The sequence below is a fragment of the Flavobacterium sp. TN-1 genome, from assembly GCF_052828645.1.
Genome location: NZ_CM128253.1, coordinates 1 through 16,406, shown reverse-complemented (window position 1 = coordinate 16,406; position 16,406 = coordinate 1). Strand labels below are relative to the sequence as shown.

General features: G+C 30.5%; 14 protein-coding genes and 1 pseudogene. 8 read left to right on the top strand and 7 right to left on the bottom strand.

Annotated elements, in window-relative coordinates; translation table 11 throughout:
- Window positions 1-337 precede the first annotated feature (337 nt).
- The 4 genes from ACUXZJ_RS00075 to ACUXZJ_RS00060 all read left to right on the top strand — a co-directional run bounded on the left by ACUXZJ_RS00075 (window position 338) and on the right by ACUXZJ_RS00060 (window position 5,096).
- A complete protein-coding gene (locus ACUXZJ_RS00075) occupies window positions 338-835 on the top strand; it encodes an endonuclease V (protein WP_060382876.1) in 498 nt (165 codons plus the stop codon).
- Window positions 836-1,384: 549 nt separating this feature from the next.
- Window positions 1,385-2,713, top strand: a complete 1,329-nt coding sequence (locus ACUXZJ_RS00070; protein ID WP_063743137.1) for a C40 family peptidase — start codon at window positions 1,385-1,387, stop codon at window positions 2,711-2,713.
- A 191-nt stretch (window positions 2,714-2,904) separates the two neighbouring features.
- On the top strand, window positions 2,905-4,041 hold the full coding sequence (locus ACUXZJ_RS00065; RefSeq protein WP_063743136.1) for a hypothetical protein: 1,137 nt from the start codon (window positions 2,905-2,907) through the stop codon (window positions 4,039-4,041).
- A complete protein-coding gene (locus ACUXZJ_RS00060; RefSeq protein ID WP_063743135.1) occupies window positions 4,038-5,096 on the top strand; it encodes an acyltransferase family protein in 1,059 nt (352 codons plus the stop codon). Before ACUXZJ_RS00065 ends, ACUXZJ_RS00060 begins: the two co-directional genes overlap by 4 nt.
- 149 nt (window positions 5,097-5,245) lie before the next feature.
- On the opposite strand, the gene ACUXZJ_RS00055 is transcribed toward ACUXZJ_RS00060, so the two are convergent.
- From ACUXZJ_RS00055 to ACUXZJ_RS00040, 4 genes are all read right to left on the bottom strand, one after another.
- Complete coding sequence (locus ACUXZJ_RS00055) at window positions 5,246-5,812, bottom strand: GNAT family N-acetyltransferase (RefSeq protein WP_235604498.1); 567 nt, start codon at window positions 5,810-5,812, stop codon at window positions 5,246-5,248.
- A gap of 1 nt (window position 5,813) precedes the next feature.
- Window positions 5,814-6,668 (bottom strand): alpha/beta hydrolase, encoded by an 855-nt coding sequence (locus ACUXZJ_RS00050; RefSeq protein WP_060382870.1) that lies wholly within the window; start codon window positions 6,666-6,668, stop codon window positions 5,814-5,816.
- Between the two features lie 128 nt (window positions 6,669-6,796).
- Complete coding sequence (locus ACUXZJ_RS00045; protein WP_060382869.1) at window positions 6,797-8,242, bottom strand: glyceraldehyde-3-phosphate dehydrogenase; 1,446 nt, start codon at window positions 8,240-8,242, stop codon at window positions 6,797-6,799.
- Between the two features lie 130 nt (window positions 8,243-8,372).
- The gene (locus tag ACUXZJ_RS00040; RefSeq protein ID WP_060382868.1) at window positions 8,373-9,758 is read right to left on the bottom strand and encodes a S1C family serine protease; all 1,386 of its coding nucleotides are present in this window, start codon (window positions 9,756-9,758) and stop codon (window positions 8,373-8,375) included.
- A 224-nt stretch (window positions 9,759-9,982) separates the two neighbouring features.
- On the opposite strand from ACUXZJ_RS00040, the gene dapF reads away from it, so the two are divergent.
- The 4 genes from dapF to ACUXZJ_RS00020 all read left to right on the top strand — a co-directional run bounded on the left by dapF (window position 9,983) and on the right by ACUXZJ_RS00020 (window position 13,648).
- A complete protein-coding gene (gene dapF, locus ACUXZJ_RS00035; RefSeq protein WP_060382867.1) occupies window positions 9,983-10,765 on the top strand; it encodes a diaminopimelate epimerase in 783 nt (260 codons plus the stop codon).
- An 88-nt stretch (window positions 10,766-10,853) separates the two neighbouring features.
- Entirely contained in the window at window positions 10,854-11,387 is a 534-nt protein-coding gene (locus ACUXZJ_RS00030; RefSeq protein WP_060382866.1) for a GNAT family N-acetyltransferase, read from the top strand.
- Window positions 11,388-11,399: 12 nt separating this feature from the next.
- The gene (gene mltG / locus ACUXZJ_RS00025) at window positions 11,400-12,419 is read left to right on the top strand and encodes an endolytic transglycosylase MltG (protein WP_060382865.1); all 1,020 of its coding nucleotides are present in this window, start codon (window positions 11,400-11,402) and stop codon (window positions 12,417-12,419) included.
- Between the two features lie 584 nt (window positions 12,420-13,003).
- Window positions 13,004-13,648 carry a hypothetical protein gene (locus ACUXZJ_RS00020; protein ID WP_060382864.1) on the top strand — a complete coding sequence of 215 codons (645 nt, stop codon included), beginning with the start codon at window positions 13,004-13,006 and terminating at the stop codon, window positions 13,646-13,648.
- On the opposite strand, the pseudogene ACUXZJ_RS00015 reads toward ACUXZJ_RS00020, so the two are convergent.
- The 3 genes and pseudogenes from ACUXZJ_RS00015 to dnaA all read right to left on the bottom strand — a co-directional run bounded on the left by ACUXZJ_RS00015 (window position 13,649) and on the right by dnaA (window position 16,397).
- A pseudogene (locus tag ACUXZJ_RS00015) lies at window positions 13,649-14,373 on the bottom strand (SAM-dependent methyltransferase).
- A 129-nt stretch (window positions 14,374-14,502) separates the two neighbouring features.
- Window positions 14,503-14,970: a low molecular weight protein-tyrosine-phosphatase gene (locus tag ACUXZJ_RS00010; RefSeq protein WP_060382862.1), complete on the bottom strand. Its 468-nt coding sequence runs from the start codon at window positions 14,968-14,970 to the stop codon at window positions 14,503-14,505.
- Window positions 14,970-16,397 (bottom strand): chromosomal replication initiator protein DnaA, encoded by a 1,428-nt coding sequence (gene dnaA / locus ACUXZJ_RS00005; protein ID WP_060383869.1) that lies wholly within the window; start codon window positions 16,395-16,397, stop codon window positions 14,970-14,972. The genes ACUXZJ_RS00010 and dnaA overlap by 1 nt, the downstream gene beginning before the upstream one ends.
- Window positions 16,398-16,406: the final 9 nt, after the last annotated feature.

The following is a 16,406-nucleotide window of genomic DNA, read 5'->3' as shown; positions in this document are numbered from 1 at the left end:
TGAATTTTTTTTAAACCCAAATTATACCTTACTTTTTAATGAAGATAAAAAGAGGAAAGAAGAAAAAAAGAGTACTTTTTTAGAGTTAAAGACATTTTTAGTTCTAATAAATTTATAATGCGTAATTTGAGTTTAACTAAATTTAGAAATAAACAGATTACAAAACAATACCTTTTCTATTTTTATAGAAAACATTACGAACACTAAATAACTTTAGATTTAATTATAAAAATATAATTAAGTTAATTTATATTTAAAAAATATAGAAATAAAAAACTAGTTAAAATACTTTCTGAAAGATTGAATAAAAACAAACTAATACATACAAAGATATAACATGATACTAGCCATAGATGTATATTATATAGATGATATAGCCAAAAGTGTTGGAGTACTTTTTAATTGGGAAGATGCAGAACCTAAAGAAATTATTATAGATATAAAGCAAGGAATAGAAGAGTATATACCAGGAGAATTTTACAAAAGAGAATTGCCATGTATTGAAGCACTATTAAAGAAGATACCTTTAGAAAAACTAGAGATTATCATAATAGACGGACACATTTATGTAGATGACTCCTTAAAATACGGATTAGGCGGATATGTATGGGAATTATTAGAAAAAAAAATTCCAATCATAGGAGTTGCTAAAAACGCATTTCATAGTAATAAAACAACGGTAGAACCTGTATATAGAGGAGAAAGTAAAAAACCGTTATATGTTTCTACCATTGGAATCGAAATAGGAAAAGCAGTTGGTCATTTGAAAAATATGCATGGAAATTTTCGTATTCCATCTATATTAAAAGAATTAGATACTATTACTAAAACATAAGATTAAAAAATAATAACATTCATTTAATACAAGAGTTTTGATTTATTTGAAATCCTAAAATATTAATTGTGACTAAAATTATACCATTTAAACTTAAAATATACTGAATTAAAAAATAAAGTTCTCAATATGTTTTTTTTATTTTAGAAATAACTCGAACAAACGGTTGAGTATATAATCGAAGTTATCGTTAGTTCGAGCGCGAAACGTATCGAGAATCAATACTAATTTTTATTGCTTTTGTAGGATAGTGTCTAAATCAACATGCGGTTGTCACTCCTACGAAAGGAGGAGTTTCATAACCTACGTTATGTGATTTCTCCCTTTGGTCGAAATGACAAGATTGCGAACTTTTTGGACAGTCTCAAGGGTAAAAAATAGTATTATGAGGAAATTTCAAAGTTTAAATGGTATTATACCATATTAAAAGACAAATTAGGTATTCTTGATTTTAAAAAAATGTTAAATTTAAAGGAAGGACCCACTTTTATTATGTAAATTGCGAAACGAATAAAAAGGGCAAACCTTTTATACACCTAAATGTAAAAAATGGATTTTCAAAAAAAAATTATTTATAGCCTCTTGTGGTTCTCGGTTAGTGTTTTTGGGCAAGAAAAAATTAAACATAAAGTAATGAGTGGTGAATCAGTTTATAGTATTGCTCAAAAGTATAACGTAAAGCAAAGTAAAATAATAGAACTAAATCCAAAAGCAAAAAAAACATTACAGCTTAATATGATTTTAGAAATACCGATTTCTAAAGTTAAAGATAAAGAACAACCTCAAGTTGAAATACTAGAACATGAAGTACTCACGAAAGAAACATTATACAGCCTTTCCAAAAAATATAACACAACCATAGAAAAAATAAAGGAAGTAAACCCTAATATTGAATTACAAGGACTAAAAATAGGAGAACATATCAAAATTCCAACAGAAAAAGTCAACGAGTTAAATCTAATAGATGAAAAACCGAAAAAAAATAAAAAAAACAAAAAAGAAGAAACTCTTACTGCACAAGGAAAAACAGATATTTCTCCTAATTTAAGTGGTAATACCATAGAGTTATTACACGAGGTACAAATAAAAGAAACAAAATACGGTATTTCAAGAAAATATGGTATCTCCATTACGGAATTAGAATCTTTAAATCCTCAGATAAAAAATAATTTAGCCATAGGTGATAAATTAATTATAAAAACAAAATCAATACCTGAAAATACACCTGTACTAGCAATAGATACAAAATCTCAAAATTCAATAAAAGAGGTTGTAACATCTAAAGAAACAGTGCCTCAAAAAGAAGTTGAAGCAGTTAAAACATCAGAAAATATAATACCTGCTCCATCTAAAAAAGGACAAATTAAGATAGTAGAAATTAAACCTCAAATAGAAGAAGAAAATACAGATGAGTTAATCATTGAATCAGAAGCAGTACAACCAGAAATACCTATTACCGTAGTAGCTCCTTTGTCAGAAGAAAATATATCTAAAGCAGAATTTTTGATAACCAAAGCATCTGAAAATATAGGAGCTCGCTATCGTAGCGGATCTACAGGTAATGGAGGTTTTGATTGTTCCGGTTTAATGTTTGCTACATTTAAAAATATAGAAATGACTTTACCCCGCTCATCAAGAGAAATGGCGCAACGAGCAGGTGTTCGTATTGATAGAAGTCAAGCCCAAAAAGGAGATTTAATTTTCTTTGCTACAAGAGGTAGAGGAGTAGGACACGTAGGTATGATTACAGAAGTTATAGAAGATGAAATTAAATTTATCCATTCATCAACTAGCCAAGGAGTAATTATATCATCCACTAAAGAACCCTATTATGCTAAAAGATTTGTTCAAATCAATCGCGTTTTACTAGATGAATAGAATAAGGTTTAAAATATTAAACTTTTAAACTAATTCAACATAAAATAATATTAAAACCAGGTTTATTGAATCTGGAATAAACGTCCCATGCTATATTATATAGCTCTTCCTCTAAGAAAAAATTGTTTGTAAATATATTTTTTATAACAAATTTGATAATTAGAAATAATAAAAACTTTTAAATATAAAAAATGAATTATTTGAGATTACTAACACTCCTTTTTATAGGATTAAATTATTTAAATGCACAAAATTTAAAAATTGATAACACTTTAAGTAAAGTAGAAAAATTTGCAAAAAGACACAAAGTAGAATCAATTAAAAAAGAATCATTAATTTTCCTTACAGACGCTCTATCCTTAAGTAAAGATGTGTATTTAGAAAATAATGACAGTGATAACCCTAGATTTACAAACTGGATAGGGTTAAATCGTAAAATTGCAGGAGATAATCCTTCTACAAATTATTATTCCGCATTTATTTCAAGTAAAAATGATTACGTAATAAAAGGAAATTTAGGAAAAGCCTTTTATGTAGGTGTACAAGTATATAAACAAGATGAAGGTTATAATTTACTTTCAGAAAGTATTGCTTCAGAAGCAATGGAAATTAGTCCAAATGGAGATTATGAAATAAACCTGTCAGCCGCTAATACAGGAGGTAAAAAAAATTGTTTAAAAATAAGCGATGACGATTATATTATTATACTAAGAGAATACTATTCGGATTACAATAAAAGATTAAATGATATTAAAACAACCCCCATTATAGATAAACTTGCGTCAAATTCATCCAAAGAAATAGAGAACGAAGAAGAAAAGATTGATACCAACACCTCTTTTGTTAACTTCTTTGAAGGATTGGTTGAAAATTCAATAGATCTAACCAATTCGCTAAGTGTGGCACCTAATACCTCAAAACAAGAAGTTAAGTTGAATCCTAAAAATTCTAACGCATTATTTCCATCAAAAGATATATTTTATGAAGGTATTTATGTAAAACTAAATGACGACGAAGCACTAGAAGTTACAGTTAAAAATCAGCCTATTTCAGATTATTTTTCATGGACTTTTTATTCTCCTCTTTATACCACACCAGACTATAGTACTTATAAAGTACAATTAGTGAAAGAAGATATAAAGTTAGATAGAAATAATAACTATAAATTTTATGTTTCCAAAGAAAAATTAAACCTTCTTAATGCTATTCAAACAGGACAATATAACACAGGCGTGCTAAGCTTTAGATATTTAAAGAACAAAAAAGACTATAAAATGGATAGTTTAGATTATGAAATTAAATTAATTAAATTAAAAGACATCAAATGAAAAGATTAAAATTTATTGATTTAGCCAAAGCACTAGCAGCAGTGTTTATGGTTTGTGTACATATCCTCAATACACATACTTTATCGGCAATAGAAAAAGATACCTATTTCGGAAAAATAATTACCCTATTAGGTGAATCTCCGGCAGCTCCCGTTTTTATGTTTAGTATGGGACTTTCTTTTTCCTATTCTAGAAACTTTGATTTTATGTCAAGATTAAAAAGAAGTGGGTCTATTTTTTTGAAAGGGTATAAACTTAATTTTTTTAGATTATTAATTCCAGCCATTTTTTTTGGTATTGTTTCTTTATTCGTAAAGACAGAAACTGTTGAAGAAATTTCAAAAGAAGGCGATGTGATCCAAAACATATTAAATAACTTCTTAGTTATTGATATACTACAGTTTGCGGGATTATCCTATTTGGTCATGACTTTATTAAGCAGGTATAAAATACCTGTAAAATATATAGCAATTCTGATATTGCTTATAGGGAGTTGTTCAACTTATGTATGGGGTATTCAAACAGGTTATCCTTTTATAGACAGAATATTAGACTTATTTTGGGGTGACAAGGGTGATGCTGTGTCATTCCCTCTATTTCCATGGTTAGTATATCCTCTAACAGGATATGTAATGGGATACTATTTCTTGCATAAAGAAGATAAAGAAGTTTTGATGAAAAGTTTTTACTTAGGAACTTTCCTTTTTTTAATAGGAGGAATAATTACTTATAGAAGTCCTGTTTATCATTTAGGTGACTATTGGCATACTAGAATTGGAGGAATCATGCTATATATAGGATTTGTACTTATATGGATGAAAATTTGTGATATTTTAATTAAATATGTTTCCGAAAAGAGTTATAAACCTATAGCTTTTTTGAGTAAAAACCTTACTAATTTTTATGCTATTCAATGGATTATAATAGTAGGCTTAATACCTTTCTTAGGACAAAAAGAATGCAATGTATATGAATCTATTTTACTAATGATTCTCGTTTTTTTTGTTACTTATTGGATAACTATGATAATGGAAAGAAAGAAAATAAATTTTTAAATATTCATAAAGCCGTTGTAAAATTTATCCAATTTTACTTTTATGTAGAGAGAAAAAACTTTATTTTCTTAGAAAAAACAAATTTCTTAAAACCTACAAAAAATGGCATTTATACTTTGTTTTGAAAATGTTGTATAAATGCCATAATTTTATTTGAGCAATTCAGTGCTTTGAATTTTTAATTGTTGAGTGTCTTTGAACCAAATAGATTTTTGAATGACATATTGAAATTTCAAAACTTCAGATTGATTGTCATAAAATACAGAAAATTCCTTGTTCTTTATGCCACCAATTTTTTCAATTGCTTTTTGAGAACGGATATTGGATGCGCCAACCGTAAAATAAACTTTATCTAAATACTCAAAAGCATAATCTAGCATTAATTTCTTTATTTGAGAATTGTATAGAGATCCCCAATAATCTCTACTCAAAAAAGTATAGCCTATTAATACACTTTTATCCTCTAGATTAAGATCATAATATCGTGAGCTACCTATTATTCTATTTTCTTTTTTATCAATAATTTTAAAAGCCCCTTTTGATTCAATAGCTTCCTTGAAAAATATTTCAAATACCTCTATTTGATAACGATTTTTTTTAGGATGTTGTTCCCAAATTAAAGGATCTGATGCCACATGATACAATATATCAAGATCTTCTTTTTGTAGAGGGACCAACAAAACGTTTTCATTTTCTAATTGCGGTTGTAAATTCATCTTAATGATTCTTTTTAGGATATAGTAGCTTAAAAGCATTAAATACAGCAGGATGTGTTACTGTTGCATGATCTTCCTCTGGTAAATAGTCAAAAACAACTTTTACAGTTTTAGATTTACCATATTTTATTTTATCAAAAAGTAAATTAGCATCTACTTCCATTACATGGTTATCAAAAATAGGACCTAGTCCTTCTTTTCCAACACCAATATAAATAGACTTATTTTGTTGGAAATTTTCCTTTAACACATCAGGATTTAATTTTAAAAGTTCTCCGTCATTCCACCACAAACTAGGGCTAATAATAATGTATTGATCAAATAAATGTGGTTTTTTAAATAAAATTTCAGTAGCTAAAAGACCACCTAAAGATTGACCAATAATAGTTTTTTCATTGGTTGTGGTGTAATTTTTGGAGATATAAGGCTGTAATTCATTTTCTATAAACGCCATGAATTTATCAGATCCACCTGAAGTAGGATAACGATCCCTCACGATTTGTTGATTCGGAATTGATGTAAAATCTCTTTTGCGATCTTTATTAGCAATTCCTACCACTATAGATTTAGGAATACGTTCAATCCAAGGAAATGTAAAGTATTGTACTAAACCTGCTATGTGAATAAAATCTTCGTCAGCACTTCCGTCTAAAACATAAATCACAGGATAACGCTCTTGTTTGTTATAGCCCTGTGGAAGATAAATGTTAAGAATTCTTTTTTCATTTAAGATACTAGATGTAATTTCATCAACTATTCCTAAATTAAATGATTTGGGAATTGGGGGTGAAATGTTTTTTTGAGCTTCTACTATTAAAGAATAGAAAAAAAAGCTCAGAAATAATAATTTTTTCATTTTCTATTTTTTTGATTGATTCTATTTTCAAATTTAAAAAATTTTAAAATAATAATAATCAGCCAAATGGCATTAAAAAAGCCGTTTCTTTTAGAAACGGCTTTATATACTTTCTGTTTGTTTGTCTATTAATAATAAGTATAACGTCTTACTTTAGCAATATATTTAGCTAAACGAATTACTTGATGGCTATAACCATATTCGTTATCATACCATACATACATTACTACATTTTTACCATCTGCAGAAACAATAGTAGCGTTGCTATCAAAAATAGAAGGAGCTGATGTTCCTACAATATCAGATGAAACAAGCTCATTATTTAATTCATATTTGATTTGCTCTACTAATTTGCCTTCTAAAGCATATTTTTTCATAATACTGTTTAGCTCTTCACGATTCGTAGCTTTTCCTACTTCAAGGTTTAATACTACCAATGAACCATTTGGAACTGGTACACGAATTGCATTCGAAGTTAATTTACCTGCTAAACTTGGTAATGCTTTTGCAACAGCACTTCCAGCTCCTGTTTCAGTGATGACCATATTTAATGCAGCAGAACGACCACGACGGTATTTTTTGTGCATATTATCTACCAAGTTTTGATCATTGGTATAAGCATGAATTGTTTCAATATGACCTTTTTCTACGCCTAATGTTTCCTCAATAGCAGCTAATACAGGGGTAATAGCATTCGTTGTACAAGAAGCAGCTGACCAAATTTTAACTTCATCTGGATTATAAGCTTCGTGGTTTACTCCATGAACAATGTTTGGAACTCCTTTTCCAGGGGCTGTTAACAAAACTTTTTCTACACCTACCGAAGTTAAATGACGACTTAATGCTTCTTCTGTTGTAAATGCACCTGTATTATCAATTACCAAGGCATCCTGAATGCCATATTTTGTATAATCTATTTCTTCCGGAGAATTAGCTGTAATAATATGTACTGGAACACCATTAATGATTAGCGTGTTATTATCAGCATCAGCTTCTACAGAACCTTGGAAATCACCATGAACCGAATCATAACGTAATAAAGAAGCGCGTTTTTCTAATAAAACAGCATCATTTTTATCACGTGTTACAATAGCTCGTAAACGTAATTGTTGACCTTTTCCTACTTTTGAAGAAAGTTCGCGTGCTAATAAACGACCAATACGACCAAATCCATAAAGAACAACATCTTTAGGTTTAATTTCATCCGAAGCCTTAGCATCTTTCAATTTGTCTACCACAAAGCTAGTAGCATCGTTATACTTATTGTCTTCCAAGTGAAATTCATAAGTTAATTTACCAATATCTAAACGAGAAGGGGGGAAATCTAATGCTTGAATAGCTCTTAAAATTTCTACAGAATCAAAAATATTAATTGGTTTTTGAACGAACTCTCCAGCATAATCATGTAAATTCATGATTTCGCTTACATTGCGATCTAGTAGTTGGTTTCTGAATAGAACCATTTCGATTGACTTGTCATACCATAAATCACTTACAATTTTGATAAACTCAACCGCTGCTTTTCTTCTGTCAGCTTGAAAAGCTAACTCTTTTTCATAAGTTGTATTGCTCATTTCTTTTTATAAAAATTAGACCCTGCAAAAGTATTTATTTAAAATCTTTTGCTAAACTTTTTTTTGATTTTTTTTATTAAAAAAACCAACGTTTTAACGTTGGTTTTCAATGGTTAATAGAGAAGACTATTTACAAAAGGAAACGTAATAATTCTCCTGTATTTGTTAACATTTCAATCTGAGTTTTTTGAGTTTCTCCCTTTTTTGCTATTACTCGTGTAACCGTTTCTATATCGGTAGCCTTTATGTTGTCTACTTTTAAGATGATTCCACCTTTTAGTTGTTCCGCATAATCGGTTAGTTCTTCATTTGTAACTTCTTTTATTTTTACACCATAACTTAAGCGAAATCGTTTCTTATCATGAGCATCTAAATCTTCTAATTCTAAGCCTTTTAGGTCATAATTAATCAACTCTTTTTTTACTAATTTTACAACAGTAGTTTGTAGGTTACCATCTCTTACAAAACCTACCTTTACTTCTTCATTAGGTCTTTTGGTATTAATATAAGCAGTTAAATCAGCAAATGTATTGATTGTTTTATCGTCTAATTTTTTGATTATATCGCCTGATTTTATACCTGCTTTCTCAGCACCAGTGCCTTTTGAAACTTTAGCAACGTATACTCCCGTTGTTTCTTTAGACCCAACCTCTTTTGCTGCTGTGGTATTCAATTCTCTACCCTCAATACCTAAAACAGCTCTTTGTACATTGCCGTATTCCATTAGGTCTTCTACAATTTTGCGAGCTAGATTAGATGGTACAGCAAAAGAATATCCTGTGTAACTTCCAGTAGGGGATGAAATCATAGTGTTAATGCCTATTAGTTCACCTCTTGTATTGACTAATGCGCCACCACTATTACCTGGATTTACAGCCGCATCTGTTTGAATAAACGATTGAATTCCTTGGTTACTCAAATCACGGGCTTTAGCAGATACAATACCTGCTGTAACGGTAGATGTTAGGTTATAAGGGTTTCCAACAGCTAAAACCCATTCGCCAACTTTTATTTGCTCGGAATTACCAAAAATAGCAGTAGGTAAATCGCCTTCAGCTTCAATTTTTAATAAAGCAATATCCATTTTACTATCAGTACCAACTAATTTTGCTTTATACGTTTTGTTGTTATTTAAAGTAACCTCTAGTTCTGTTGCATTTTGAATTACATGATTGTTTGTTACAATATAGCCATCTTTACTAATAATTACTCCAGAACCCGTTCCCACCTGCGTTTGTTGTTGACCACCTCTATGCCCGTAGAAAAATTCCATAAAAGGATCAGAAGGCAAATTATAAACCGTTTTATTTTTTACGTGTACAACAGTATGAACAGCTTTTTCTGCAGCCGATGTAAAATCTATATTTTCAGCTCCCATACTTACAGCTCTTGTGTAATTTGGGGCAATAGATAAGGAAGAGGCTGTAGAAGTGTTTTCAAAAAACAATTTGTAACCTCCTAAAGTGGTTGTACCACTTAATAATGAAATTAAAAATAAACTACTTAATTTTCTCATGGCATCTTCTATTTCTTTGTTTTATTTAAATGTAAAAATATAATTTTCTTATTTCAATTTTTTAGCTTTAACGCTCGTTTAACAATCTTTAACTTCCTATTAATATTTGTATCTTTGGTGAGGTTATAAAGAAATCGGATATGAGTTGCATAAATCAGTGCGAATAAAGGAAATTATAAAAATAGTCGATTTATAAACAACTTATAATAAATAAATCTTAACAAATGAAACACATATTTTACAAATACCAAGGAACGGGAAACGATTTTATCATATTAGATAACCGTGATTTGAGTTTTCCCAAAAATGATACCAAACTTATCAAATTCCTTTGTGATAGACGTTTTGGAATAGGTGCTGACGGATTGATGTTATTAGAAAGTGACAAATCGACAGATTTTAAGATGGTATATTACAATGCAGATGGGAATGAGAGTTCTATGTGTGGAAATGGAGGTAGATGTCTTGTGGCATTTGCTAAAAAAATAGGGGTAATTCAAGACGTAACCACCTTTGTTGCCGTAGATGGTATTCATCATGCAAGAATAACAGAAGAAAATCTTGTTTCACTTCAAATGATAGATGTAGCATCCGTAAAAGTACAATCAGGATATGTTTTTTTAAACACAGGATCTCCTCATCACGTACAAGAAGTAGAAGATTTAAAAGAACTAGAAGTTAAAAAAGAAGGAGCAAAAATTCGTTATAGCGATTTGTATGGGCAAGAAGGAAGTAATATTAATTTTGTAATTCAAAAAGGAGAAAATAGTTTCGCAATTCGAACGTATGAACGAGGAGTAGAAGATGAAACCCTTTCTTGTGGTACAGGTGCTACAGCAGTAGCATTAGCAATGTATCATTTAGGAAAAGCAACGTCAAATTCAATAGCAATCCAAGTTGAAGGAGGGCAATTACAAATTGCATTTCAAAAAAGTGAAAATGGATATAAAAACATACAATTAACAGGGGCTGCTCAATTTGTTTTTCAAGGAGAAATTAGTGTTTAAAAGAATCAAAAAGAGTCAATTTTTATAATACTATCACATTGACATAGAATATTGCTATTTTTAATTGCCATTTTATTAAGAACAACTTATGATTACATTAAAAGGAGAAAAAATATTTCTAAGAGCACTTGAACCAGAAGACTTGTCATTTATTTATAAAATCGAAAATGAAGAAACAATATGGGAAGTTAGTAATACACAAACCCCTTATTCTCGTTTTTTGATTAAACAATACTTAGAAAACGCAGATCAAGATATTTATCAAGCAAAGCAATTACGTTTGGCAATATGCGAGTTAGGAGTGTATAAACCAGTAGGGTTGATTGATTTATTTGATTATGATCCTAAAAATCATAGAGCAGGAGTAGGAATAGTGATAGAAAATAAAAAACATAGGAACAAAGGATTAGGAAGTGAAGCACTACAGATATTAGTTAAATACGCATTCTCACATTTACAATTACATCAAATATATGCAAATATTGGTTGTTCTAATGAAGCCAGTTTAAAGCTTTTTACTAATTTTGGTTTCCAGAAAATAGGAGTTAAAAAAGATTGGATTTTTCAAAATGGAAGCTATCAAGATGAACTCCTTTTTCAATTAATCAATCCAAATTATTAAAATCGAATTATTTTGAACAAAAAAGTATTTTTAGGGTTAGGACTAGTAGGGTTAGTGCTGGTCGTTTTTGTTTGCATTAAAGCCTTTACAAGCAATACAAAATTTGAAGAAAACGAAAAGTATATCTTTATCCCAACTGGAGCTACTTACGAAGAAGTAATTAAAATTATGACACCTGAGGTAGTCGATATAGAAAACTTTAAATTAATAGCAGAAAAACGTTCTTACAATCAAAACGTTTTTCCAGGACGTTTCTTACTAAAAAAAGGAATGGGAAGTTTTCAGATTGTGACAGCCCTGCGTCATAATATACCTTTAAATCTCTCGTTTAATAATCAAGAAGTTCTTGAGAAATTAGTTTCTCGTGTAGCGGGGCAAATAGAGGCCGATAGTTTGAGTCTTATGCGTGTTATACAAGACCCTGTTTTCTTGAAAAAAAATGGATTAACATCAGATAATGTTTTGGGAATTTTTATACCTAACACTTATGAAATAAAATGGAATATTGGAGCTGAGAAATTTAGAGATAAAATGCTAGAAGAATATCATAAGTTTTGGGATTCAGATCGTATGAAAAAAGCAAAATCCCTTGGACTTACTCCAGAACAAGTTATTACCTTAGCTTCTATAGTACACAAAGAATCAGTAAAAGAAGATGAACGGCCAAGAGTAGCCGGTGTTTATCTAAACCGATTAAAATTAGAAATGCCTTTGCAGGCAGATCCAACCATTATTTTTGCCATCAAAAAAAACACGAATGATTTTGATCAAGTAATAAAACGAGTAAAAGGAGATATGCTATTTGTAAATTCTCCATATAATACCTATAAAAACCTTGGGTTACCCCCAGGTCCTATTGCTATGCCAGACATATCAGCAGTTGATGCCGTTTTATCCCCAGAAAAGCACGATTATATCTATTTTTGTGCTAGTGTAGAACGTAAAGGATATCATGATTTTGCAGTTACGTATGAAGAACACCAAGCAAATGCAAAAAAATATGCAGAATGGGTAAATAAGTTAGGATTATAATATTTTTAGAATAATATAATTTTAAAATGCAATCTTTGATAAGGTTGCATTTTTTATATAAAACAATGATGAGCTTGATTGGAAAAATATTCTTATAAATGGTAGAAAAGTATATTATATCTTCTTAACCTTGAGACCGTACAAAAAGTTAGCAATCTTGTTCATTTCGATCAAAGGGAGAAATCACATAATGTTGATTTAGACACTATCCTATAAAAACAATAAAAATTAGTGTTAGTTTTCGATGCGCTTCGCGCTCGAACTAACGATGATTCCAATCATATACTCAACCGTTTGTTCGAGTTCTTTTAAAATGAAAAAAAACATATCGAGAATTTTACTTTTTAATCCAGTATATTTTAAGTTTAAATGGTATTAAAAGATTTTATCTAAAAATAATTTAGAAAATAATTGCTAGGAATAAACGAAGTCTTTATAAGCTTTGATGTTAATATTCAAAAAGTTAACAAACTTTTTTGTTGTGTATTTTGTTTTTAATTGTAAATTTGTCGGGTTAATTTTTTGGCGATGATAGTGTAAGTAGTGTTTTTTTACTGCACTTAGTTAAAAAGAAATTTATTTTTATGACAAAAAAACAAATATTCTATTTTGGATTATTTGGTTCAATCGTTCTTTTGAGTTCAGGTTTTAGACCTTTCAAAATAGAAATGTATCCTTGGTTGCATGCTTTTGAAAATAAAGAGCTGTACACAGTGCCAATGGAAGTAGAAGTAGAACAGCGATTTTTTGATGTGCCTTTTACAGGTAAGACTTTTGTAGGTTTTACACAAGATATAGGTGTAAGAGAATCGCGAGGGATTTACAACATAGTAAATTCATTAGGCTATCTAGGAAAATATCAATTTGGAAAAGAAACACTTGCTGCCTTAGGGATAGAAGATCAGGCGCAATTTTTAAGCAGTAAAAAATTACAAGAAAAAGCATTTCTAGCTAATTTGGCAAGAAATAAATGGGAACTTCGTCAGGAAATTGCTAATTATTCAGGTCAGGAAATCCGAGGTATTGTAATTACTGAATCAGGAATTTTAGCAGCTGCTCATTTAGGAGGAGTGGGGTCAGTAAAAAGATTTTTAAGAACTAATGGAAATCGTAAATGTAGAGATGGCTATGGTACTTCTGTTGCAGAGTATCTAAAAGAATTCGGGGGGTATGATACAAGCTGCGTGGAAGCTAATAAAAAAGCAAAAGCCCATCATTATACCTTTTAACTAATAATATTTATGAATAATAAAGATAGAAGGTCGGTTGTGTAAATCGACCTTTTGTTTTTTCCACTCCTTTACAGTTAGCGTTTTTATATACTCAGTTGGTAATGTAATGTCAGCTGCAATACATAAACTAGTATTAGGGTGTAAAATTAGAATCAAATCTTCTAATAATTTGTTATTTCTGTAAGGTGTTTCTATGAATAATTGTGACTGTTTTTTGTCAAAGGATAACTTTTCAAATGTTTTTAGAGCCTGTTTTTTTTCGCCTTTGTCTATTGGTAAATAACCGTAAAAGCAAAACTTTGTCCGTTCATTCCTGATGCCATTAAGGCTAATAGGATAGAGCTGGGGCCAACTAAAGGAATTACTTGTATACCTCGTTCGTGAGCAAGTTTTACGATAGCTGCACCAGGATCTGCTACGCCAGGGCATCCAGCTTCGCTCATTAGTCCAATATTTTGACCATTTAACAAAGGTTGAATAAAAGTAATATGATCGGATTCTTGTGTATGCTTATTTAGAGTGTTAATGATAAGTTCAGGTTGTTTTTTTTCTGGGTGTATTGCTTTAATAAATCGACGAGCTGTTTTTTCGTTTTCAACAATATAATGGTTTATAAAATCAATACTTCTTTTAACAGTATAAGGCAAAACATCTTCAGGATTTATTTCGCCTAAAGTTGTTGGTATTAGATATAATTTTCCAAGAAAAGTTGTTGGTTTCATAGATTTTATATTCTTTTGTTGAAAATGTATTTTTATTATGGACAAAGATAGAATAAAAGAAATAGGTAGAAGTATTGCAATAGGTTTTTTAATCCTTTTGTTTGTGTTTGTAATGGTGTTTAAGGGCTTTTAGAAGCTCTTTTTTAGTAATAATTTATCAGCAATACTCTGACAGGCTTGCTCAAGTAAGTTAAAAACTTGTTCAAAACCTTCTTGTCCGCCATAGTAGGGGTCTGGTACGTCTACTTTTTCGTTAGGAAAAATTTCATCTAAAATTAATTGTACTTTGTTTTTTTGATTTTCTGTCGTAGCTTGATTAATGATGTCTTTGTAATTTTGATTGTCCATGACAAATATGTAATCAAAAATTTCAAAATCTAATTTTTGAAATTTTCGAGCCCTTTGTTGACTGATGTCAATTCCTTTATTTCGAGCCGTTTGTATAGAACGTTTATCAGGTTGCTCTCCAGCATGCCATCCGCCAGTTCCAGCAGAATCTATTAGGTAAGTGTTGGGTAATTTAGATTTTAAGATTCCTTCAGCCAATGGGGAACGGCAAATATTCCCCAGGCATACCATCAAGATTTTTTGAGACATTATAATGAAAGTTTTTTGTTGATGTCGTCTACGAACTTTTTAAATTGTTTGTCTGTTGTGAGCAAGTTATCAACTGTTTTGCAAGCGTGTAACACGGTGGCATGGTCACGATCTCCAATTTGTGAGCCAATATTAGCTAAAGAAGCTTTTGTGTACTTCTTAGCAAAAAACATAGCTAACTGACGTGCTTGTACAACATGGCGTTTACGCGTTGTGGATTGTAACGTAGCAACATCTAACTGGAAATAGTCAGATACTACTTTTTGGATATAGTCTATAGAGATTTCTCTTTTTACATTTTTTACAAACTTCTCAACTACCTGTTTTGCTAAATCAATAGTAACTTCTTTTTTGTTGAATGAAGACTGAGCTATTAAAGAAATAATTGCTCCTTCTAATTCTCTTACATTTGATTTTATATTTCGAGCAACGTATTCTATAATGTCTTCTGGCATTTCAACCCCATCACGGAATAAGATGCTTTTTACGATTGCTACGCGGGTTTCGTAATCTGGTTGATTAAGTTCTGCTGATAATCCCCATTTGAAACGAGATAGTAAACGTTGTTCGATATCTTGCATATCTACGGGAGCTTTATCAGAAGTTAAAATGACTTGTTTGCCATTCTGATGAAGGTAGTTAAAGATGTGGAAGAAAACATCTTGTGTACCTGCTTTGCCTGATAAGAATTGAACGTCGTCAATAATTAAAACATCAATCAGTTGATAAAAGTGTATAAAATCATTACGAGTGTTTTTCTTAACGGAGTCAATATATTGCTGTGTGAATATCTCGGCTGAGATATACAAAACCGTTTTTTCTGGATGTTTTTCTTTTATCTCAACACCTATAGCGTGGGCTAGGTGTGTTTTACCTAATCCAACGCCTCCAAAAATTAATAAAGGATTGAATGAAGTTCCTCCTGGTTTGTTTGCTACTGCTATTCCTGCGCTTCTTGCAAGGCGGTTAGAGTCGCCTTCAAGGAAATTGTCAAAACTATAATTAGAGTTTAGTTGAGAGTCAATTTTAATGTTACGTATTCCAGGAATTATAAATGGATTTTTTAATTCTGGATTTTTTTGTTGTACAGGTACGTCAATCTCCTGTGTTTTTACAGGAGCTTTATCTGCACTTGGTATTTGTTGTGTAAATGGAAGTTTATTCCCGTAAGGGTTTTCCATTTTGATTTTATATAGTAACTTAGCACTTTTTCCCAGTTCTTTTTGTAGTGCTACCTTAAGTAGTTTAACATAATGTTCTTCAAGCCATTCGTAAAAGAATTTTGAGGGAACTTGAATGTACAACGCGCTATCAGTAAGCTCTACCGCTTTGATAGGCTCAAACCAAGTTTTGTAAGCTTGCTCCTGGATGTTGTCTTTTATAAATAAAAGACAGTTAGCCCATACTGATTCAGCAGTTTTGTTCATTGTGTGCAT

Excerpts from the sequence above, each read along its gene's own strand:
- ACUXZJ_RS00070 (WP_063743137.1), top strand. The coding sequence starts at position 1,385 with ATGGATTTTCAAAAAAAAATTATTTATAGCCTCTTGTGGTTCTCGGTT.
- ACUXZJ_RS00055 (WP_235604498.1), bottom strand. The coding sequence starts at position 5,812 with ATGAATTTACAACCGCAATTAGAAAATGAAAACGTTTTGTTGGTCCCT.
- ACUXZJ_RS00020 (WP_060382864.1), top strand. The coding sequence starts at position 13,004 with ATGACAAAAAAACAAATATTCTATTTTGGATTATTTGGTTCAATCGTT.
- ACUXZJ_RS00030 (WP_060382866.1), top strand. The coding sequence starts at position 10,854 with ATGATTACATTAAAAGGAGAAAAAATATTTCTAAGAGCACTTGAACCA.
- dnaA (WP_060383869.1), bottom strand. The coding sequence starts at position 16,397 with ATGAACAAAACTGCTGAATCAGTATGGGCTAACTGTCTTTTATTTATA.
- ACUXZJ_RS00060 (WP_063743135.1), top strand. The coding sequence starts at position 4,038 with ATGAAAAGATTAAAATTTATTGATTTAGCCAAAGCACTAGCAGCAGTG.
- ACUXZJ_RS00075 (WP_060382876.1), top strand. The coding sequence starts at position 338 with ATGATACTAGCCATAGATGTATATTATATAGATGATATAGCCAAAAGT.
- ACUXZJ_RS00050 (WP_060382870.1), bottom strand. The coding sequence starts at position 6,668 with ATGAAAAAATTATTATTTCTGAGCTTTTTTTTCTATTCTTTAATAGTA.
- ACUXZJ_RS00040 (WP_060382868.1), bottom strand. The coding sequence starts at position 9,758 with ATGAGAAAATTAAGTAGTTTATTTTTAATTTCATTATTAAGTGGTACA.
- ACUXZJ_RS00010 (WP_060382862.1), bottom strand. The coding sequence starts at position 14,970 with ATGTCTCAAAAAATCTTGATGGTATGCCTGGGGAATATTTGCCGTTCC.
- ACUXZJ_RS00065 (WP_063743136.1), top strand. The coding sequence starts at position 2,905 with ATGAATTATTTGAGATTACTAACACTCCTTTTTATAGGATTAAATTAT.
- dapF (WP_060382867.1), top strand. The coding sequence starts at position 9,983 with ATGAAACACATATTTTACAAATACCAAGGAACGGGAAACGATTTTATC.
- ACUXZJ_RS00045 (WP_060382869.1), bottom strand. The coding sequence starts at position 8,242 with ATGAGCAATACAACTTATGAAAAAGAGTTAGCTTTTCAAGCTGACAGA.